This window comes from Telluria sp. ZT3P39 (genome assembly GCF_059685935.1).
Map to the genome: position 1 here is coordinate 131,809 of NZ_JCASIH010000007.1, position 21,499 is coordinate 153,307.

General features: G+C 67.8%; 13 protein-coding genes. 9 read left to right on the top strand and 4 right to left on the bottom strand.

Annotated elements, in window-relative coordinates; all coding sequences use genetic code 11:
- Positions 1 to 335: 335 nt before the first annotated feature.
- A complete protein-coding gene (locus tag AC56LR_RS09765; protein ID WP_497129860.1) occupies positions 336 to 1,070 on the top strand; it encodes a helix-turn-helix transcriptional regulator in 735 nt (244 codons plus the stop codon).
- Here AC56LR_RS09765 and AC56LR_RS09770 read toward each other — a convergent pair.
- Positions 1,045 to 1,317 (bottom strand): helix-turn-helix domain-containing protein, encoded by a 273-nt coding sequence (locus tag AC56LR_RS09770; protein WP_497129862.1) that lies wholly within the window; start codon positions 1,315 to 1,317, stop codon positions 1,045 to 1,047. The genes AC56LR_RS09765 and AC56LR_RS09770 overlap by 26 nt on opposite strands.
- Before the next feature lie 157 nt (positions 1,318 to 1,474).
- Between AC56LR_RS09770 and AC56LR_RS09775 the strand changes: the two genes are divergently transcribed.
- Positions 1,475 to 2,059: an acyl-homoserine-lactone synthase gene (locus AC56LR_RS09775; RefSeq protein WP_497129863.1), complete on the top strand. Its 585-nt coding sequence runs from the start codon at positions 1,475 to 1,477 to the stop codon at positions 2,057 to 2,059.
- Here the strand turns inward: AC56LR_RS09775 and AC56LR_RS09780 are convergent.
- Complete coding sequence (locus tag AC56LR_RS09780) at positions 2,056 to 4,101, bottom strand: prolyl oligopeptidase family serine peptidase (RefSeq protein WP_497129864.1); 2,046 nt, start codon at positions 4,099 to 4,101, stop codon at positions 2,056 to 2,058. The genes AC56LR_RS09775 and AC56LR_RS09780 overlap by 4 nt on opposite strands.
- Positions 4,102 to 4,258: 157 nt before the next feature.
- Between AC56LR_RS09780 and AC56LR_RS09785 the strand changes: the two genes are divergently transcribed.
- The 5 genes from AC56LR_RS09785 (at position 4,259) to AC56LR_RS09805 (ending at position 17,562) form a co-directional block, all read left to right on the top strand.
- Entirely contained in the window at positions 4,259 to 7,249 is a 2,991-nt protein-coding gene (locus tag AC56LR_RS09785) for a CHASE domain-containing protein (RefSeq protein ID WP_497129866.1), read from the top strand.
- Positions 7,250 to 7,342: 93 nt separating this feature from the next.
- The gene (gene recC / locus AC56LR_RS09790; RefSeq protein ID WP_497129867.1) at positions 7,343 to 10,729 is read left to right on the top strand and encodes an exodeoxyribonuclease V subunit gamma; all 3,387 of its coding nucleotides are present in this window, start codon (positions 7,343 to 7,345) and stop codon (positions 10,727 to 10,729) included.
- Complete coding sequence (gene recB, locus AC56LR_RS09795; RefSeq protein ID WP_497129869.1) at positions 10,726 to 14,376, top strand: exodeoxyribonuclease V subunit beta; 3,651 nt, start codon at positions 10,726 to 10,728, stop codon at positions 14,374 to 14,376. Before recC ends, recB begins: the two co-directional genes overlap by 4 nt.
- Entirely contained in the window at positions 14,363 to 16,318 is a 1,956-nt protein-coding gene (gene recD, locus AC56LR_RS09800; RefSeq protein WP_497129871.1) for an exodeoxyribonuclease V subunit alpha, read from the top strand. The genes recB and recD overlap by 14 nt, the downstream gene beginning before the upstream one ends.
- A 146-nt stretch (positions 16,319 to 16,464) precedes the next feature.
- Entirely contained in the window at positions 16,465 to 17,562 is a 1,098-nt protein-coding gene (locus tag AC56LR_RS09805; RefSeq protein WP_497129873.1) for an RDD family protein, read from the top strand.
- Positions 17,563 to 17,632: 70 nt separating this feature from the next.
- Here the strand turns inward: AC56LR_RS09805 and AC56LR_RS09810 are convergent, their stop codons facing one another.
- Entirely contained in the window at positions 17,633 to 18,613 is a 981-nt protein-coding gene (locus AC56LR_RS09810) for a serine hydrolase (protein ID WP_497129875.1), read from the bottom strand.
- 290 nt (positions 18,614 to 18,903) lie between these two features.
- The gene (locus tag AC56LR_RS09815; protein ID WP_497129876.1) at positions 18,904 to 19,914 is read right to left on the bottom strand and encodes a sulfate ABC transporter substrate-binding protein; all 1,011 of its coding nucleotides are present in this window, start codon (positions 19,912 to 19,914) and stop codon (positions 18,904 to 18,906) included.
- A 234-nt stretch (positions 19,915 to 20,148) separates the two neighbouring features.
- Between AC56LR_RS09815 and AC56LR_RS09820 the strand changes: the two genes are divergently transcribed.
- Complete coding sequence (locus AC56LR_RS09820; protein ID WP_497129877.1) at positions 20,149 to 20,685, top strand: GNAT family N-acetyltransferase; 537 nt, start codon at positions 20,149 to 20,151, stop codon at positions 20,683 to 20,685.
- 92 nt (positions 20,686 to 20,777) lie between these two features.
- Entirely contained in the window at positions 20,778 to 21,410 is a 633-nt protein-coding gene (locus AC56LR_RS09825; protein ID WP_497129879.1) for a YcbK family protein, read from the top strand.
- Positions 21,411 to 21,499: the final 89 nt, after the last annotated feature.

The following is a 21,499-nucleotide window of genomic DNA, read 5'->3' on the forward strand; positions in this document are numbered from 1 at the left end:
ACTAAATCCTTGTTTCGCTAAGTTCGGTAAAAAGAGGGGGCGCCGAGGCGAGGCCTGCGACTGTTACATCTGAATGGCAGAGAAGATACTCTCGTGTAAATCCAAGTCAATAGCTATCATCCGTTTTTCGCGTGGCAAATCTTGCAACAGGGAAAATTTGGGATGGCAATCCGGCGGAGCGTAGCGTAGCTGGATGAGTCGCAGCGCACGATTGAAGGGGATTGTTGTATTGCCACGACACACTGCCGGGTATAAATACACGCTGTTAAATTTGGTGAGTGTTCAACGTACCGGACTCGTCTAGGATGTCGACTACGCTGTCCCGACATTGACCCATGATTGACACTGCCTTACTCATCGAGTTACTGGAAGCCCCGGACGACCAGGCATGGAGCGAGCGCTTCTTCGGGCTGGCGCGCGCCCAGGGTTTCGACCAGGTGCTCTATGGTGTCGTCCCGACGCGGCACGTGCGCTTCGAAAATGCGTTTCTTCGGAGTAATTATTCCACTGAATGGCGCGACCGCTACGACCGCAACGGTTTCGCCTATGTCGACCCGACCGTCGGCCACTGCCTGTCGAGTACGCTGCCGCTGATCTGGGCGCCGACCACGTTCGGCGACGGCGTGCCTGGAACCCTGTATGAAGAAGCCACCGCCCACGGCATCCGCAGCGGCGTCACCCTGCCGGTGCACGGTCCGCAGGGCGAAGTGGGCATGATCAGTTTTGCTTCCGACGCGCGCCCCGACGGGTCCTTCGTGCGCTCGGTGGCCGAGACCTTGCCGGCGCTGGCCTTGATCCGCGACTACGCCTTTGCCTCGTCCGCACGCTTTCGCGAGGCGAAACCGGAAACCGAGCTGCCGCGCCTGACCCGGCGCGAGCTCGAGGTACTGCAATGGGTTATGGCGGGCAAGTCATCCTGGGAAATCGCCCGCATCACCAACTGCTCCGAAGCGACCGTGAATTTTCACCTGGCGAATGTGCGCCAGAAATTCGGCGTCAACACCCGCCAGCAGGCGGTGGTCAAGGCGATCTCCTGCGGCCTGATCACGCCTGAAGATCACCATCGCTGAGCCTGCCGTTGACATAAAGACGCAGCAGGATGGCGACCGGCGCCGGCACGGCCAGGCCGGTCTCGAAGCGGCTGCCGCTGGACTGGGTCACGCCGAACCGGCTCCAGAACCGCTCCTGGCTCTCGCGCTTGGCAATGCGCAACCGCCGTAATTCATGCGGCGCCGACTGCCTCACACCCGACACCTGCGCCGCCTGCTGCGCTTCCAGTTCTGCCGCCAGTGCTTCGCACATCAACTCGTTTGCCATGTCGTGTCCTTTCCCTTTGTGTCTATGCAAGATGCAAGTATTCCATTAGCAATGGAAATAGCCACCTAGCAGTGTTGCTAGTACCAGCGCTGCCCGATTTGCATGAACCTTGTATGCGGAATGCATAGGTTCAATCAACCACAAACAGGGGCTCATCATGACAATGCACATCAAGATTGCTACACGCCGTGAATTCAAATCGAAGGACTTGTGGGAGATGCATACGCTGCGCGCCAAGGTGTTCAGCGGGCGTCTGGGGTGGGAAGTGCCGGTACTGTCCGGCATGGAAATCGACGGCTACGATGCGCTCGAGCCAGGCTACATGCTGATGCGCGAACCGGGCGGGGTGCTGCGCGGCTGCTGGCGCCTGCTGCCGACCGAGGGCCCCTACATGCTCAAGGATTCCTTCCCGCAGCTGCTCGAGGGACGCGAGGCGCCCAGCGACCCGCACATCTGGGAGCTGTCGCGCTTTGCCATCGAGACCGACGCGGCCAGCCGCTACGGATTCTCGGAAATGACCCTGGAGTCGTTCGAAGCCATCATCCGCTACGGCATAGAGAACGACCTGACCCACTACGTGACGGTGACCACCACGGCGATGGAACGCTTGACGCGCCGCGCCGGCGTGGTCACCAGCCGGATCGGCTCGCCGCAGGTCATCGGCATCGAGACCGCGGTGGCCTTGACGATCGACGTCCAGGCGACCTGGGACGCGCTCTTCGCAAAACGCATGGTTTCCTAAGGGCCGCGGCGCAGCTTGAGCGCGAGGTAGGTCCAGGTCAGCGCCCACATGCGCGCAGTCTGCGCATTGTCGGCCGCGCCTGCATGGCCGCCCTCGACGTTTTCCCAGTACAGCACGTCCTGGCCCAGCTCCAGCATGCGCGCCGCCATCTTGCGCGCATGGCCGGGGTGGGCCCGGTCGTCGCGGGTCGAGCTGGTGAGGAGCAGGGGCGGGTAGGTCGTGCCGGGCCGCAGCTGGTGATAGGGCGAGTAGCGCGCTATCCATGCCCATTCGCCTGGCTCGTCCGGGTCGCCGTATTCGCCCATCCACGAGGCGCCCGCCAGCAGCTGGTGGTAGCGCCGCATGTCCAGCAGCGGCACCTGGCAGACCACGGCGCCGAACAGTTCGGGGCGCTGGGTGAGGGCGGCGCCCACCAGCAGGCCGCCATTGCTGCCGCCCATGATGCCCAGGTGCGGCGCGCTGGTGATCCGGCGGCGCACCAGGTCTTCGGCCACGGCCAGGAAATCGTCGAAGGCGCGCTGGCGGTGTTGTTTGAGCGCGGCCTGGTGCCAGCGTGGGCCGAATTCCCCGCCGCCGCGGATATTCGCCAGCACGTAGACACCGCCCGCTTCCAGCCAGGCCGCGCCGCTGATGGCGCCATAGGAGGGCTTGAGCGAGACTTCGAATCCCCCATAGCCATACAGGACGGTGGGGTTGGCGCCGTCCAGTACCGTGTCGCGGTGCATGACGACGAAATAGGGCACGCGGGTGCCGTCCGGCGACCGGGCCTCGAACTGGCTGGCGGCAAGGCCCGCGGCATCGAAGAACGCCGGCATCGCCTTGAGCGGCTCGCGCAGCGCATGGCTGTCCTGCTTGCCCGCTTCCATCAGGTAGAGGGTGGTCGGCTCGGTAAAGCCGGTGACGGCCAGGAAGTACAAGTTCGATTCCACCTCGTCATAGGCCCAGGCCTCGAGCGAACCGATCGAGGGCAGCTCGAGTTCGCGCCGCCGCCACACACCGTCGATACGCTGCAGCTCGACGATGCGGTTCTTGACGTTGTCGAGCACAGTCAGGAGCAGGGCGTCACGGGTGACCGTGACCGCGTCGAGCGAGGTGGTGGGCGTGGGCGCGAACAGCACGTCGAACACAGGTGCACCGTCGAGGAAGGCGTCGAAATCGGCCGCCAGCAAGGCGCCCTGCGGGTAGTGGCGCCCGCCGGTTTCCCAGTCCGAGCGCAGCTCGATCACGATCTGGCTGCGCACGGCATAGGCCTTGGCGTCGTCGGGCTTCGGGACTTTGCGCAGGCGGGCGTCCTGGCGCACGAACAGCTCGCTGCTGTAGAAGCCGATCTGGCGCTGCACGAACTCGCGTTCGTAGCCGGGGGTCTGGTCGCGCCAGCCCGAGGCCGACATGTCGCCCGGCTGCGCCTCGAATACCGTAAGTGCGCCGGCGAGCGGCTCGCCGCGCCGCCACTGCTTGACGATGCGCGGGTAGCCCGAGTCGGTCATCGAACCGGGGCCGAAGTCGGTGCCGACGAACAGGGTATCGTGGTCGATCCAGGCGGCCTGGCTTTTCGCTTCCGGCAGCACGAAGCCGTCCTCCACGAAGCGTTTGGCAAGCGGGTCGAATTCGCGCAGCACGCGGGCGTCGCCCCCGCCGCGCGACAGCGACACCAGGCAGCGCCCGGCGCCGGGTTCGAGCCAGGTGGCGCCGCCCCAGACCCAGTTTTCGTTTTCCAGGCGCGCCAGCGCGTCCAGGTCGATCACGGTTTCCCAGTCTGGCGCCGGCTTGCGGTATTCGTCCAGCGTGGTGCGGCGCCAGATGCCGCGCGGATGAAGCGCATCGCGCCAGAAGTTGTACAGCAGGCCGCCGTGGCGGCCGGCATAGGGGATCTTCCCGGTGGAGTCGAGGATGGACCTCAAGCGGGTGCGCAGGCCGGCGAAGCCCGGCTGCGCTTCGAGCTCGGCTTCGGTGAGGGCATTGCGCTCGACCACCCAGGCGCGGGCCGGGTCGCTGTCGATGTCTTCCAGCCAGCGGTAGGGATCAATGGTTTCGTGCAGCATGGGATCGCAGTCTTGGTCCAGTCTTGTTAATATGGATGAGCAGAAGCAGGCCCGGGTCGCGGTGGAGATGCGTGACTATGCAGCGGGCATGGCCACTGCCACTTTATACTAGTACCCGCCGTATCGAGCGCCCGCAGCGGCGCGCACACTGGAGAACATGCACCCGCCGACGACCCGCAGTTTCGCGACCAGCCCGCGCCGGACCACCCTCGCCGCCACCTGGTCGGCCGGGGTGGCGCTCTCGCTTGCGGTCGGCCTGCTGTTCCACCAGGTCGCCGCCAGCGCGGTCGAGGACGACGCCCGGCGCCGTTTCGACAACGCGGCCCAGCTGGCGGGCGAGCGCGTCTCCGCCGCCATCGCCTCGTATGCGCGGGTGGTGCGCGGCCTGGCGGCGCTGCACATGGCCGGGGACGGCCCGCTGACCCGGGTGCGCTTTCACCGCTACGTCCAGGCGCTGGACCTGACGCGCCGCTTCCCGGCCCTCGAAGCGGTCTCCTTCATCGCCCACGTTCCTGATGCGCAGCGCGCGGCCTTCATCGCGGGCGTGCGCAATGACCGCAGCGTGGACCCGGCGGGCAGCCCCGGCTTCGACATCAGCCCGCCCGGCCGGCGTCCGTATTACGAAGTGGTCACCTGGGTCGAACCTCCCAACCTGCCCGTGACCCGGCTCGGGATCGACATCGCGGCCAATCCGAAGGTGGCGGCGGCGGTGGCCCGGGCGCGCGACAGCGGCCGCATCAGCGCTTCCGGCCATCCGGTGCGCCTCGATTATCCGACGCCCCGCATCGTGCTGGGCATGCGCGAGCCGCTCTACCTGGGCGGGACGATTCCGGCCACGGTCGAGGAGCGGCGCGCGCGCTATTTCGGCAGCATCGGCATCGCCTTCTCGGTCGACAAGCTGGTGCGCAAGGCGCTCGGCCCGGAGACGGTGCAACCTATCCTGCTCAGCGTCTACAGCGAAGCCGGGCCGCGCAGGGCAAACGCTCCGCTGGTCCTGCTTCCGACCGACCGGCTCGTGAGCGGGCCGGAGGTGCGCGGCAAGCCCACGCCGGCCGGCCAGTTCACGACCCTGCTCGAGATCGACTACGTCGGCACGCGCTGGAAGGCCTGGTTCTCGGCCGACCGCGCGGCGATGGTCGAGGGCCACCAGCGCTACCTGCTGCTGCTGGCCCTGGCCTCGGGCTTCCTTGGCACGCTGCTGGCCTTCGCCCTGTTCCTCAGCCTGTACCGCTCGCGCCGCGCCGCGCTCGACCAGCGCCTGCTGCTCGACTCGGTGCTGGACAACCTCGACGCCTTCGTCTACCTGAAAGACGGCGACCGGCGCTTCCACTACGTGAATGCGAAGAGCGCGGGGATCGTCGGCCTGCCCGCGAGCGAGGTGATCGGCCGGCGCGACCTCGACCTGATGCCGGCGGCGCGCGCCGACGAGATGTGGGAACGCGACCGCGCGGTGCTCGACAGCGGGGAGCGCAGCGCCAGCCAGGTCGAGCAGGCCCTGCCCGACGGCAGCATCCGCCACCTGTGGAGCATGCGGGTGCCGCTGCAGTCCGAAGGCGGGGCGCCGGCGGTGCTGTGCATCTCCACCGACGTCACCGCCCTGCACGAGCTCAAGGCGCGCGCCGACGCCGCCAACCAGGCCAAGAGCGACTTCCTGTCGAACATGAGTCACGAGATCCGGACCCCGATGAACAGTATCATCGGCATGAGCCACCTGGCGCTGCAGTCCTGCGCCGACGCGCGCCTGCGCGGCTACCTGGAAAAGATCAACCACTCGGGCAAGCACCTGCTGGGCATCATCAACGACATCCTCGATTTTTCGAAGATCGAGGCCGGCAAGCTCGAACTCGACACCGTGGGCTTCACCCTCGACGCCGTGCTGCGCAATGTCGAGCAGCAGCTGGGGCAGGCCGCGGCGGCCAAGGGCATCGATTTCGAGCGCGACATCGCGCCGGAACTGATGCGCCCCCTGCGCGGCGACCCGCTGCGCCTGGAGCAGGTGCTGCTCAATTTTGCCTGCAATGCGGTGAAGTTCTCCGAACGTGGCCGCATCGCGCTGCGCGCGCGTCAGGTACGCGCCTTCGGTCCGCAACTGCTGGTGCGCTTCGAGGTGCAGGACAGGGGCATCGGCATCGCGCCCGACAAGCTGGCCGGCCTGTTCACGCCGTTCCACCAGGCCGATCCTTCCGCCACCCGGCGCCACGGCGGCACCGGCCTGGGCCTGGTGATCAGCAAGCAGCTCGCCGAGCTGATGGGCGGCGAGGTCGGGGTCGAGAGCACGCCGGGGCAGGGCAGCACCTTCTGGTTCACCGCCTGCCTGGCGCTCGACGAAGGCGCCGCCGGCCCGGCGGGCGAGCCGGCGCTGGAAGCGGCGCCAAGTGCGCGCCTGGACGGCTGCGCGGTGCTGCTGGTCGAAGACAATCCCTTCAACCAGCAGGTCGGCAGCGAGCTGCTGGCCGGCGCCGGCGCGACGGTGGTGGTGGCCGACAACGGCCGGGCGGCGCTGGAGGCCATGGCGCGCCGGCGCTTCGACTGCGTGCTGATGGACGTGCAGATGCCGGTGATGGACGGGCTGGAAGCGACCCGCCGCATCCGCAGCGACCCGGCCCTGAAGGACACGCTGGTGATCGCGATGACCGCCAACGCCGGGGTCGGCGACCGCGCGCGCTGCCTGGAAGCGGGCATGAACGAATTCCTGGCCAAGCCGGTGATGCCGGAACTGCTGGCGGCCACCATCGCACGGTCCCTCGGACGCAGCGCCCAGCCGGCGCTTGATGCCGCACCGCGCGAGGTCCCGGGTCCCGGGCAGCTGGACCTGGCGCAACTGGCCGACACCTTCGACGGCGACCGCGAAAAGATGCGCAAATACGCCTTCATGTTCCTGTCGACGGCGCGCGACGCGCTGTCCGAGATCGACGTGGCCCTGTCGAAAGCCGACGCGGCGGCGGCCGCGGCCGTGGCGCACCGGGTCAAGTCCTCGGCCCGGGTGGTCGGGGCGGCCGCCTTTGCCGGCGTCTGCGAGGAACTGGAAAGCCAGTCGGGCCGCCCGGCCCAGGCGCGCGCCCTGGCGGCACGGCTGCGGGCCAAGCTGGTGCGCATCGAGCGCAACATCACGGCACAGCTCGGTTTGAGGGCGGAAGACAGGCGCTGAGCCTGTATTGACCGGCCCCGGGAATGGCCCGCGGCCCTTCCGCCCGGACCCCAAACGGGGTATCCTTGCCACCTGAGCAGCCCAACCATACCGATGTCTTCCGCGATCACCCCCGGCTTGTTAATTTTGCACGGCAACCAGATGGAGTTGCTGCGCAGCGCCATGTTCGACTGGCTGCGCCGCTACCCGCTGGGACCGCTCGAGCAGGAGACCATCCTGGTGCAGTCGAACGGTGTCGCCGAGTGGCTGAAAATCGCCATGGCGGAAAGCATGGGCGTGTGCGCCGCCACCCGCGTGGCGCTGCCGGCGCGCTTCCTGTGGGAAGCCTACCGCGGCATGCTGGGGCGCGAGCGCGTGCCCACCCGCGCGCCTTTCGACAAGGATCCGCTCACCTGGCGCCTGATGCGCCTGTTGCCGGGCCTGATGCACGATGCGAGCTATACGCCGCTGGCGCAATTCCTGGGCGACGGCTGCCCCGAGCGGCGCCTGCAGCTGGCCGAGCGCCTGGCCGACCTGTATGACGGCTACCAGGTCTACCGCGCCGACTGGCTCGAGGATTGGGAAGCCGGGCGCGACGTGCTGCGCCGCGCCGCCGGCGAGCCGGTCGCGCTCAAGCCCGACCAGAAATGGCAGGCTTGTCTCTGGCGCGAGATCCACGCCAGCCTGCCGCCGGAACAGCGCGTCACCGGCCGCGCCGCCATCCATGCGCAATTCCTGGCAGCCGGCGAATCCGGCCGCATGCCGGTGTCGAAGCTGCCGCGCCGCGTGATCCTGTTCGGCATGTCGACACTGCCTTACCAGACCCTGCAGGCGATTGCCGCGCTGTCGCGCCACACGCAAGTGCTGTTCGCGGTGCCGAATCCTTGCCGCTTCTACTGGGGCGACATCATCGAAGGGCGCGAGCTGCTCAAGGCCGCGCGCCGGCGCCAGCAGCCCCGCTCGGGCATCGACCTGGCCGAAGTGCCGGTGGAAGAACTGCACGCCCACACCCACCCGCTGCTGGCGAGCTGGGGCCGCCAGGGGCGCGATTTCGTGCGCATGCTCGACGAATTCGACAACGGCGAGGGCGCGCGCTACGAGAATCTGCGCGTGGACTTGTTCGACGATGGCGAGGGCCACACCCTGCTGGCCCAGGTGCAGGCCGCGGTGCGCGACCTGCTGCCGCTGTCGGAGCATCCGCATCTGCCTCCTTTCGACGACCAGTCGATCGAATTCCACATCACCCACAGCGTCCAGCGCGAAGTCGAGGTGCTGCACGACCAGCTGCTGTCCTGGTTCGCGCAGGATCCCACGCTGCGCCCGCGCGACGTGGTGGTGATGATGCCCGACATCGACACCTTCTCGGCCGCGATCCACGCCGTGTTCGACCAGCACCGGCGCCTCGATCCGCGCCACATCCCGTTCGAGATCGGCGACGTGCGCGACCGCAGCCACAATCCGCTGCTGGTCGCGCTGGAATGGCTGCTGCGCCTGCCGCAGCAGCGCTGCCGCCAGAGCGAGGTGCGCGACCTGCTCGACGTCCCAAGCGTGGCCGCGCGCTTCGGCCTCGACACCGGCGACCTGCCGATGCTGGGGCGCTGGATCGAAGGCTCGGGCGTGCGCTGGGGCCTCGACCGGGAGCACCGCGCGGGGCTGGGCCTGGGCTCGGCCGGCGAGCAGAACGCCTGGATCTTCGGCGTGCGGCGCATGCTGCTCGGTTACGCCAGCGGCGCGGGCGCGAGCTTCGGCGACATCGAGCCCTATGCCGAAGTGGGCGGGCTGGACGCCGCACTGGCCGGCTCGCTGGCACAGTTCATCGAGACCCTGTTGACGTGGCGCGCGGCCCTGGTGCAGGCGCGCACGCCGAACGAATGGGGCGAGGCGGCGCGCGCGCTCTTGGGGGCTTTCTTCCACGCCGGGATCGAAGCCGACCGCCTCACGCTGGCCCAGCTGAACGATGCACTGCAGTGCTGGCTCGAGACCTGTGACAGTGCAGGCTTCGACGAGCCGGTGCCGCTTGCCGTGATGCGCGAAGCCTGGCTCGCCGAGCTCGACCAGCCGACCCTGAACCACCAGTTCGTCTCGGGCGGCGTGACCTTCTGCACCCTGATGCCGATGCGCGCCGTGCCTTTCCGCGTGGTCTGCCTGCTCGGCATGAACGATGGCGACTTCCCGCGCCGGGCCCACCAGGCCGATTTCGATTTGCTGGCCTTGCCCGGCATGGCGCGCCCGGGCGACCGTTCGCGCCGCGACGACGACCGCTACCTGATGCTCGAAGCCCTGCTGTCGGCGCGCGACAAGCTCTATGTGAGCTGGGTCGGCCGCAACGTGCGCGACAACAGCGAGCAGCCGGCCTCGGTGCTGGTGGCCCAGTTGCGCGACTATCTCGTGGGCGGCTGGGACCTCGATTTGTCCGAGCGCACGACCGAGCATGCGCTGCAGCCTTTCAGCCGCCGCTATTTCGAGCGCGGCGGCCTGCTGACCTATGCCGGCGAGTGGCGTTCGGCTCACGGCCTGGACGACGACGCGGCCCTGCTTGCCGAGGCGCTGCCGCCCTACGAACTCGAACCCGGCTTCGTCTTGAGGCTGGGCGAACTGGCGGCGTTCTTGCGCCAGCCGGCGCGCTATTTCTTCCGCCGCCGCCTCGGGGTGGTGTTCGGCGAAGCGGCCGTGGTGGGTGAAGACGAGGAACCCTTCGCGCTCAATGCGCTGGAGCGCTATTTTCTGGAAGACCACCTGCTCGACGACAGCGGCCCGTCCGAGGCGGCGCACGAAGTACGTTCGGCCCTGCACACGCGCGCGGAACGCCTCGCGCGCGAAGGCGTGCTGCCGATCGGCCTGATGGGCCGCCAGTGGCAGCAGGAGCTGGTCGACGGCCTGGTGCCGGTGCGCACGGCCTGGCTGGCGCTGGGCGCGCGCTTCCCGCAGCTGGCGCCCAAGCGCGCGGTCCGCCTGGCGTTCGAGGATGGCCTGGTGCTGGACGACTGGATCGACCGGCTGCGCACCGATGGCGAAACCACGGCCTGGCTGATGCAGGTGTCCTCGAAAGTGCTGGACCGCGAAGGGCGCCCGCGCGGCGACAAGCTGATCAATGCCTGGCTGCGCCAGCTGGCTGCCGCAGCAAGCGGCGCGCCGGTCGCCGGCCACCTGGTGGCGCGCGACGCAGTGCTCACGATGGCGCCGCTCGACCCGGTTGAAGCCGCCGCTACGCTGCACGACCTGGCCGCGCTCTGGCGCACCAATCTCGACCGCCCGCTGGGCGTGGCCTGCAAGACCGCGCTGGCGCTGCTGCAGGAAGGCGACGCCCGCTCGACCTATGACGGCGGCTACGAGATCTCGGGCGAAGTCGATGAACTCTGCCTGGCGCGCCTGTGGCCCGATTTCGCCTCCCTGATCGCGGCCGGCGACTGGCCGCACGTGGCGCGCGACCTGTATGGCCCGCTGGCCGACTGGATCGATGCCGGCATCACGGTGGCGCCTTTGAATGGGGAGGCGCCATGAGCCAGCACCTCAGGGCCCTGGACTTCCCGCTGCACGGCTCGCGCCTGATCGAGGCCTCGGCCGGCACCGGCAAAACCTGGACCATCGCCGCACTCTACCTGCGCCTGGTGCTGGGCCATGGTGGCGAGGACGCCTTCGTGCGCCCGCTGCTGCCGAGCGAGATCCTGGTGATGACCTTCACCCGCGCCGCCACCCGCGAGCTGGCCAACCGCGTGCGCGAGCGCCTGGTCGAGGCGGCCGCCTATTTCCGCGGCCAGCTCGACATCATGGATCCGTATCTGCGCGACCTGGCCGAGGCCTATCCGGGCGAGGCCGAACGCAATGTCGCCGCCCACCGCCTCGTGCTGGCGGCCGAGACGATGGACGAGGCGGCGATCTTCACCATCGACGCCTGGTGCCAGCGCATGCTGCGCGAGCATGCCTTCGATTCCGGCAGCCTGTTCGACGAAGAGCTGGTCACCGACGAGCGCGCGCTGTTCGAGGACGCGGCCCACGACTACTGGCGCCAGCACGTCTATCCGCTGAACGCGAACCTGCTGGCCTCGGTGCTGGGGTGCTGGAAGGACGTCGATGCGCTGAAAGGCAGCGTGCGCGAGCTGGTCAGCCGCACCCATTTGCTGGGCGACTGCGCACTGGAGCCGCTCGGCAGCCTGGTGGCGCGCACCGAACGCGCGCTGCGCGCGGAACTGGTGCAACTCAAGCAAGGCTGGGCCGCGCGCGCCGACGAGATGGAAAGCTGGATCGCGGGCCATCGCGAGCGCCAGCCCAAATGCTTCAACGGGAACAAGATGCGCGCCGATTCGCTGGTCAAGTGGTTCGAGGCGCTGCGCGCCTGGGCCAATGATCCGGCCATGGTCTTGCCGGCCTTGAACGACACGGCGTGGAAACGCCTGTGCCCGGACGGCATCGTCGATGCCTTCAGCAAGGACTTCGTCGCCGAAGTGCCGGCATGCTTCGGCTGCACCGCGCCGCTCAAGGAAGCATTGGACGCGCTCGACCCGCTGTCGCATGCCTTGCTGCGCCACGCCGCCAGCCATATCGGCGGGCGCATGCGCGAACTGAAGGCGCGCAACCGCCAGTTCGGCTTCGCCGACATGCTCGAACGCCTGAAGGCTGCGCTCGAAGGACCGAACGGCGAAGCGCTGCGCATGCGCATCGTGCTGCAGTTCCCGGTGGCGATGGTCGACGAATTCCAGGACACCTCGCCCGACCAGTACCGCATCTTCGACCTGCTGTACCGGGTGGCGGCGAACGACCCGCAGCAAGGCCTGTTCCTGATCGGCGACCCGAAGCAGTCGATCTACGGCTTCCGCGGCGCCGACATCCACAGCTATTTATCCGCGCGGCGCGCGACCGAAGGGCGGCATTACCAGCTCGGCACCAACTACCGTTCCACCTCCCAGCTGGTGGAAGCGGTGAACCAGCTGTTCCGCCACGCGGAAGGAGAAAACGGGCAGGGCGGCTATCCGGGCGGCGCCTTTCGCTTCCGCCGCGGCGAGGACAATCCGCTTCCCTTCGAGGCCGTAGCGGCCCAGGGCCACCGCGAGCGCCTGGTCGGGGCCGATGGTCCGACCCACGCGATGTCGCTGTGCTGCGCGGGCCAGATGAACCAGGAAGACTACCGCGAGTTCTTCGCCCACCACTGCGCCGAGCATATCGTCGGCCTGCTGGGCGACGAGCGAGTCGGCTTTTCCGACGGCACCCGTTTCCGCCGCCTGATGCCGGCCGACGTCGCCATCCTGGTGCGCGACCGGCGCGAGGCGGCAAGCGTGCGCCGGGCGCTGGTGCAGCGCAAGGTGGCCAGCGTCTACCTGTCCGACAAGGACTCGGTGGTCGAGAGCGAGGAAGCGGCCGACGTGCTGCGCTGGCTGTATGCGGTGGCCAATCCCCTCGACGGCACGCTGGCGCGCGCCGCCTTTGCGACCCGCACCGCCGGTCTCGCGCTGGGCGAGCTGGCGCGCTTCTCGAACGACGAGATGGCCTGGGAAGAAAGGGTCGAGCAGCTGAAAGCCCTGCATGGCACCTGGCAGCGCCAGGGCGTGCTGGCGATGCTGCGCCGCTTCGTCCATGAACTCGGGCTGCCGGCGCGCCTGCTGCGCGAGGCCGGCGGCGAACGCCGCCTGACCAACCTGCTGCACCTGGCCGAACTGCTGCAGGAAGCCAGCACCCAGCTCGAGGGCGAGCAGGCGCTGATCCGCTGGCTGGCCGAGCAGCTGGAAGGCGTGGGCGAAGGCGGCGACGAGCGCGTGCTGCGCCTGGAAAGCGATGCCGAACTGGTCAAGGTGGTCACGGTCCACAAGTCCAAGGGCCTGGAGTATCCGCTGGTGTATGTGCCCTTTGCCGTGACCGCACGCCGGACCGATCGCCGCAACCGCGCCTTCTTCGAATTCGTGGGCGAGGATGGGGCGCGCCGGCTGGATTTGTCGATGGGCGACGACGCACTCGAAGCGGTGGACCGCGCGCGCCTGGAAGAAGACCTGCGCCTGCTCTACGTGGCGCTGACGCGCGCGCGCCACTTCCTGTGGCTGGGCGCGGCGCCGATCAGCGGCCGCAGCAAGAGCGAAAACCGTCTGCACGAATCGGCGCTAGGCTATCTGCTCGGGGGCGGCGACAAGATCGACAGCGAGCTGCTGCGCGAGCGGCTCGAGCGCCTGCGTGGCGGTGTCGCGGGCATCGAGCTGCACGACCTGACCGAACCGCAGAGCCGCACGCCGCTGGTGCGCGAGGACGTGCGCCCCGACCTGTTGGCCGCGCCGCGCTACGAGGCGCGTTTCGAGCGCGACTGGGCGATCGGCTCGTTCACCTCGCTGGTGCGCCACGCGGTGGCCGCGCCGGTGCCCACGCCGATGCGCGCGCAAGAAGAAACCCTGCGCGAAGAAGCGCCCTCGGCGCCGACCCCGCCGCGCATCGAGGACGCGCCCTGGCACCGTTTCCCGCGCGGCTCGGTGCCCGGCAATTTCATGCACGAGCAACTGGAATGGATGGCGCAGGACGGCTTCGAACAGGCCGGCGATCCGGAATTCATGCAGCGCCTGGCCCAGCGCATCGAGCGCGCCGGCTGGGGCCATCGCCTCGATGATGCACTGGCCTGGCTGCATGCGGTGGCGAGCACGCCGCTGCCCCCGCTGGGCGCTGCCCTGTGCGACTTGATCGAACCGGTGCCGGAGCTGGAATTCTGGTTCCCGAGCGAGCGCCTGGACGTGGCCCGGCTCGACCGCTTGTGCCGCGCGCGCATCATGAAAGGCATCGACCGCCCGACGCTGCCGGAGCGTACCTTGCACGGCATGCTCAAGGGCTTCGCCGACCTCGTGTTCGAGCACGAGGGGCGCTTCTGGGTGCTGGACTACAAGACCAATGCGCTGGGGCCGGGCGACGCGTCCTATACCCAGGCCGCGATGGAGCTGGGCATGGCGGGCCACCGCTACGACATCCAGGCCTCCATCTACATGCTGGCGCTGCACCGCCTGCTGCGCAGCCGCCTGGGAAGCGCCTACGAGCCGCGCCGGCAACTGGGCGGTGCGGTCTTCCTGTTCCTGCGCGGGATCGCCAATCCTGAGACCCACGGCTGCTGCGTGCTGGCGCCCGACCTGGAACTGCTCGACGGGCTCGAAGCCCTGCTGGACGAGGGACATCATGGCCAAGCCTGAAGCCGATATCGACGCGCTCTGGAGCGCGCTGGCCCAGCTGGGCGAAGCCGGCGAACTGCGCCGCCTGTCCTGCGCTTTTGCCCGCTTCGTCGCCTCGCTGGGTGCGGCGCCTCCGGCGCTGGTACTGGCTTCGAGCGTGCTGTCCGAGCTCGAAGGCCATGGCCACAGCTGCCTGCTGCTCGCCGACCTGGCCGCCGGTCCGGCCGAACTGCTGGGCTGGAGCGACGAACAATGGAAAGACCTGGCGCGCCACGCCGGCCCGCTGCCGAAGAACGCCCAGGCCTGGGCCCAGGTGCTCGGCGGCTGCGAGCAGGTGTGGGAAATCGGCGCCTTCGACTACGACCAGCCGCTGGTGCTCGATGGCGAGCGCCTCTACCTGCGCCGCTACTGGCGCGACGAAACGCTGGTGGCCGCCGCCGTGCGCGAACGCGCACTGGCCGGCCGCGAAGTCGACGAGGCTTCCGTGCGCGGCTGGCTCGACCTGCTGTTCGCCTCCGAGCGCACCGCCGAGGGCGAGGGGCCGGACTGGCAAAAGCTGGCCTGCGCCATCGCGCTGCGCGGCTCGGTCGCCATCATCACCGGCGGCCCCGGCACCGGCAAGACCTATACCGTGGCGCGCCTGCTGGCGCTGCTGTTCGCCACCGCACCGGAAGCGGCCAGCCAGCGCATCGCGCTCGCCGCGCCCACCGGCAAGGCGGCGGCGCGCCTGAAGCAGTCGATCGACAAGGCCTTGACCGAGCTGGCCGGGAAGGTCGGCTCCAGCTTGCCGCTGCGCGATCTCACCCTGCGCATGGGCGCGGCGCGCACCCTCCACAGCCTGCTGGGCGCGCGTCCCGACACCCGCGCCTTTGCCCACCACCGCGGCAACCCGCTCGACGTCGACGTGCTGATCGTCGACGAAGCCTCGATGGTCCACCTCGAGATGATGGCCTCGCTGCTGGACGCGCTGCCGCCCACCGCGACATTGATCCTGCTGGGCGACAAGGACCAGCTGGCCTCGGTGGAGGCGGGCGCCGTGCTGGGCGACCTCTGCCACAACGCCCAGGCGGGCGGCTACACCCAGGCGACCGTCGATTATGTACACGCGGCCAGCGGCGAAGCGCTGCCCGACGACTATCTGGGCAAGGGCGGCACCCTCGCGCAGCAGACCGTGATGCTGCGCCACAGCCGCCGCTTCGGCGGCCCGATCGGCCAGCTGGCGCTGGCGGTGAATGCGGGCGACGCGCTCAAGGCGGAAGCCGTGATGCGCGCAGGCGAACCTGGCGTGCGCTGGATCGAAAACGCCCAGCAGCAGCATGTCCTGCAACTGGCGCAGTCTGGCTACGGCCCCTATCTGGACGTGTTGAATACGGCTCCCACGGGCGCATTGAACACGAAGCATGAAGAATGGGTGCGCCAGATCCTGCAACGCTTCGAATCCTTCCGCATCCTGTGCGCGGTGCGCGACGGCGAGTGGGGCGTCTCGGGCCTGAACGAGGCGATTGCCGGGCGCCTGGCCCAGGCCGGCCTGCTGCGCCCGGGCGGCGAATGGTATGTCGGCCGGCCCGTGATGGTGACCCGCAACGACTATGGCACCGGCGTGTACAACGGCGACATCGGCCTGACCCTGCCGGATCCGGCCCGCCCGGGCGCCTTGCGCGTCTACTTCCTCGAAGGCGAGAAGGTGCGCAGCGTGCTGGCGACCCGCCTGCGCAATGTCGAGACGGCGTTTGCGATGACGGTCCACAAGTCCCAGGGGTCGGAATTCCGCCACACCGTGCTGGTGCTGCCGCGCGAGCGCGGCGCCATCCTGACGCGCGAGCTGGTGTACACCGGCATTACCCGCGCCAGCGAGCAGTTCACCCTGGTCTCTCCGCCCGGCGCCGTGCTGGCCGAAGCGGTTGCCCTGCGCACCCACCGCACCAGCGGCCTGCGCGGCATGATCGCGCATACGCCGCGCTGAGCTGCGCGGCGCCGTCGCGGCGCTGCACCATTGATCAAACCCAAGCCCGGCGGCCCCCCGCGCGGCTTCCCCGAACTCAGCCATAGCCTGGCGGTCATATTTCGATGGGAAGCCATTGCGCGGCCCACGTCGATCAGGGAGCACGCATGCAGCCAGTCGATCAGCAGACGGAACTACGGTATACCCATGGCCCCCGCCAAACCTGTCCGGCGGCGTGCCGTGTCGACATCATCGACGACCCGCGCGACGATCCGCTCGCCCGCGCCTGGCCACGCTGGTTCGCCCGCACGTTTGATGTCTGGTGGGAAACCGGGTTGGTGGCGCTGGTTGCCGGCATCGTCCTGTGCCGCACGTCGCCCCTGTTCCTGCGCTGGCTGGAGACCCCGTTCGGCTGGAAAGCCTTCGGGCTGGTGTGCATCCCGGCCGGGCTGCTGCTGGACGCGGCGCTGCAGGCGCTGGCCGGAAATACCCCGGGCAAGGCCATGCTCGGGCTGCGGGTGGTGCAGGCCGATGGGCGCCGCTTGAGCTTCGGCGAGCAGCTGGGACGCAACCTGTGCGTCTGGACCACGGGCCTGGGCTTTTGCCTGCCCCTGGTCGGGCTGGTCGCGATGGCGCGCCAGGGCCTGCGGCTGCGCAGGGGGGAGCCTGCCAGCTATGACGGCCGCTATTACCTGGTGCGCGCGCGGCCGGTCGGGCGGGCGCGCAAACTGCTATTCGGCCTGCTGTTCGTCGCTTTGTTCCTGGCCGTGGTGGTGCTCGACGCGGTGGACCGCCAGGACAGCCGCGAGATGGCGACCATCCTGGCCGCGCCCCGCTATGGCTGGATCAACCAGGAGACCGGCCGCATCGTGAACATCGCGCCGCAATGGCGCTACGAGTCCCACATCGACGACGAAGGCGTGGTGCAGTACCAGTTCACGCACCACAGCGGCCGCGCGGTGCTGCTGCTCGCCTCCGAGCAGAACGCCGACGCGGCGCTGTCCGGCTATGTGCGCGGGCTGCGCGACAGGCTCAACGACAGTTACGTGCTGGCGGGCGGCTATGTCGAGGACTTCCGCGGCAAGCCATCCTGGACCACCACGGGCGAACCCAGGGATGGCGCGGTGCAGGTGCAGCTTCGCGTGGTCCAGGTCAAGGGCAAGGCCTGGCGCCTGATGGTGGTGCAAGCGCCCCCGGCCGCCTACACGGACGACCTGGTGCAGGAACTGACCGAGGAACTCTGGTATACGGTGGCGGGGCCGTGAACGCGCAAGCGGGCGGCGCCAATGGAAAAGGGGCCTTGCGGCCCCTTTTCTTGTCCTGCACCTGCGTCGATTACTTGCGGCGCTTCGGCACGACCTTCACTTTGCTGCGCAAGACGCGCTTCTTGACGATCTTGATCTTGCCGGCGCCTGCGCTGGCCTTGATGCGCGGGCCGCCGGCGCTCGCCTTGATGCGGATCCGGCTCGAGCTGGCCTTGAAGCGCGGCGCGCGGTTCGACGCCTTTGCCACCATCGCGCGGCCGACCGGCTCGCCGGTGATGAAGCGGCGCACGTTGAGCGCGTCGAGGATGCGGGCCGAGGAAGCGCCGGCGTTGAGCAGGACCATGGTCGCGTTCTTGCCGTTGGTCTTGATGTTCATGATCAGGCAGCGGCCGGCTTCCTGGATATAGCCGGTCTTGGACAGGCCGATGTCCCAGCCCTTGGCGCCGACCAGGCGGTTGGTGTTTCGGTACTCGACTTCGCGGCCGTTGATGTTGATCAGGTCCTTCGACTGCGTAGACATGTTGGTGATCTCGGGATAGCGCGCCGAAGCGGTCGCCATCTTGATCAGGTCGCCGGCGGTCGAGCGGTTGTGCGGCGACAGGCCGGTCGGCTCTTCGATCACGGTCGAGCGCATGCCCAGGCTCGAGATCTTGTTGCGCACGGCGACCTTGAAGGCAGGGGTGCCGCCCGGGTAGGTACGGGCCAGCGCCGCGGCGGCGCGGTTGTCCGAGGACATCAGGGCCAGCTGCATCACGTCGCGGCGCGAGATCAGCGAGCCGACCGGCACGCGCGAGCTGCTGTGCTTGACCATGTCGACATCGCTGCGGTCGATTTCGATCAGCTCGTCCATGTCGAGGCGTGCGTCGAGCACGACCATGGCGGTCATCAGCTTGGTGAGCGAGGCGATCGGCATGACGGCGCCGGCATTCTTTTCCAGCAGAATCTTGCCGGTGTCATCTTCCACCACGAGTACCGACTGGGAGCCGAAGGGCACGGCGAAAGCCGCAGCCGAAAACGACATCAATACGGTAGCAAACAATTTTTTGAACATTGTCGGGTCTGGGTTAGGTATGCGTTGAGCGGGAGGCGCGGCGAGTTTGCAGATTTGCAAACCACGCGCAGTCAACTTTCTAGCTGTAGGGCAACTACAGGAAGATTGGACGATAGCATCAAGCATTAGTGCATGTCTATGGCGCACAAGCAAAATTGGTCTTGCAAACAGGAATTTTCGCCTGGAACAACAAATCGCTTGGCAGAGCGGCCACAAGAATTGCCATCCAGACCGCATATCGTCGGCCAGAAAGACAAAGCCCTGCGCGGGGCAGGGCTTGTCGGGGATGCTTATTTCGACTGGTAGATCTTGTCGAATTCGCCGCCGTCGTCGAAGTGGCGCTTCTGGGCATTGCGCCACCCGCCGAACAATTCATCCACCGTGAACAGCGCGATCGGCTTGTAGTTGGCGGCATGCTTCTTCATGACGGCATCGGAACGCACGCGCAGGAAGTGCCTGGCGCCGATTTCCTGGCCCTGGGCCGAGTACAGGAAGTTCAGGTAGGCGGTGGCTTCCTTGCGCTGCTTGCGGCGGTCGACCACCTTGTCGACCACGGCCACGGGCGACTCGGCCAGGATCGAGACGGTCGGGTAGACGACCTCGAAATTGTCGCCGAACTCGGCGCGCACCATGCTCACTTCGTTCTCGAAGGTCACCAGCACGTCGCCGATCTGGCGCTGGGTGAAGGTGGTGGTGGCGGCGCGCCCGCCGGCATCGAGGATCGGCACGTTCTTGAAGATGCGGCCGACCAGGTCGCGCGCCTGGGCGTCGTTGCCGCCCTTTTTCAGGGCCGAGCCCCAGGCCGCCAGATAGGTATAGCGGCCATTGCCCGCCGTTTTCGGGTTCGGGATGATGACCTGCACGCCCGGGCGCGCCAGGTCTTCCCAGTTGCGGATGTTCTTGGGGTTGCCCTTGCGCACCAGGTAGATCATGGTGGAGTAATAGGGCGTCGCATTGTTCGGGAATTTCCTGGCCCAGTCTTTTGCCACCAGGCCGCGGTCTGCCAGCATGTCGATGTCATTGGCCTGGTTCATGGTGACCACCGACGCTTCCAGGCCGTCGGCCACGGCGCGCGCCTGCTTGCTCGAGCCGCCGTGCGACTGCTTGATGGTAACGGTGGCGCCGGTCTGCTTCTTGTACTCGGCGATGAAGGCCGGGTTGATGTCCTTGTACAGCTCGCGCGCGACGTCGTAGGAGACGTTCAGCAGCTCGGTCTCGGCGGCGACCGCCGACAGCGGCAGCGCGGCAGCGCCCAGCGACAGGGCAAGGATCAGGCGACGCAGCGGGGAGGTAAGTGGCATGTGGTTCTCGCTTTTGAACTTGTGGTGACGAGATGCATGATGCGGCGCTTCCCCGGGATATGGAACAACAGATTTGTCATATGCTTAGTACCCGTGCGCGGGGCAGGGCGGCGGTATGCATACCGCGAGCATGGTTTTAAACTTTCGGTGTATAGTCGAGCCCTGCCGAGCGCCGCGGCGCGGCTTGTAACGTGTTGCTTGTTTTTCCATGTACCTATAGTGATGTGATGTTAGATGTCCACGCGTATTGACATTCGCCAGGCGGTACCGGAAGACGCTACCGCCGCCTGCTCGCTGCTGCGCCGTTCCATCGAAATCGGCTGCAAGACCGACCATCAGGACCAGCCCGCCGTGCTGCAGGCCTGGCTCGGCAACAAGACCGTTGGCAATGTCGCCACCTGGTTTGCCACCCCCACCAATCACGCCCTGGTCGCCGAAAGCAGCGGCGCACTGGTCGGCCTGTGCCTGCTGACCCAGGCCGGCAAGCTGGCCCTGTGCTATGTCTCGCCGGAAGCACTGCGCTCCGGCGTCGGCCGTGCGCTGCTGGCGGCGGCCGAAGCCCAGGCGCGCGCCTGGAGCATCAAGAAACTCCACCTGCACAGCCCGGCCGGCGCCAGTGCTTTCTTCGAGCGCAACGGTTACGTGAATGCCGGCAAGGACAAGTCCTGCTTCGGACTGGAGTGCGACCTGCTGTGGAAACAGCTCGACGCGGCCGGCGAGGCCGGCGCCGGCGCGGCAGCGAGCAAGCGCTTTTGCAACTGCAGCGGCTAGTTGCAGGCCTGCACGCAACACTCCCTCCGTACAGTCCTTCTGTCCCCGGGGCGCTTACGTTATAGTACGCGTCTTCAACAGATGAGTGCGTCATGGCTTCACGTAGAGATTTCCTTCAGCACGGTGCCCGCCTGTGTGCCCTCGGCGCCGTCACTACCCTCGGCGCCCCGCTGACCGCGGCGGCCCGCGACACCGACCTTCAACCCCCTCCCGACCTGTTCGACGCCCAGTTGCTCGACCTCGATTTCTGGGTCAAGCCGCGCACGCTGTCGCTGGTGCGCCCGCAAAGCGGCGAGCGCACCAAGGTGCTGTACTGGAAGGACGGCGAAGTCATCGATTCGGCCTACCAGGAACTGTGCCACATCCTGCGCGACGTCAACGGCCGCGAGGCGGCTCCGATCGATCCCAAACTGTTCGAAATGCTGTGGGGCACCCAGGCCTTCATCGCCCGCTACGGCATGCAGCAGCCGCTCGAGATCCTGTCGGGCTACCGTACCGAAGCCTCGAACAAGCGCCTGATCGAAGAAGGCATCCCGGCCGCGCGCAAATCCCTGCACATGCTGGGCAAGGCGGCCGACATCCGCATCGCCAGCCTGAACGAGGAAGTGCTCGGCGGCCTGATACGCAGCTTCCGTCAAGGCGGCGTCGGCTATTACTACCGATCCGGCCCGAAAGGCGGCTGGATCCACGCCGACACGGGCCTGAACCGCACCTGGAAGGGCTGACCCGCGTTCGCCTCGATGGCGGCGAACCTGCCATCGAACTTGGGCTAAACTAAAATGTCTGCCAGTGCAGGACAATCGGCTTCGGTGCA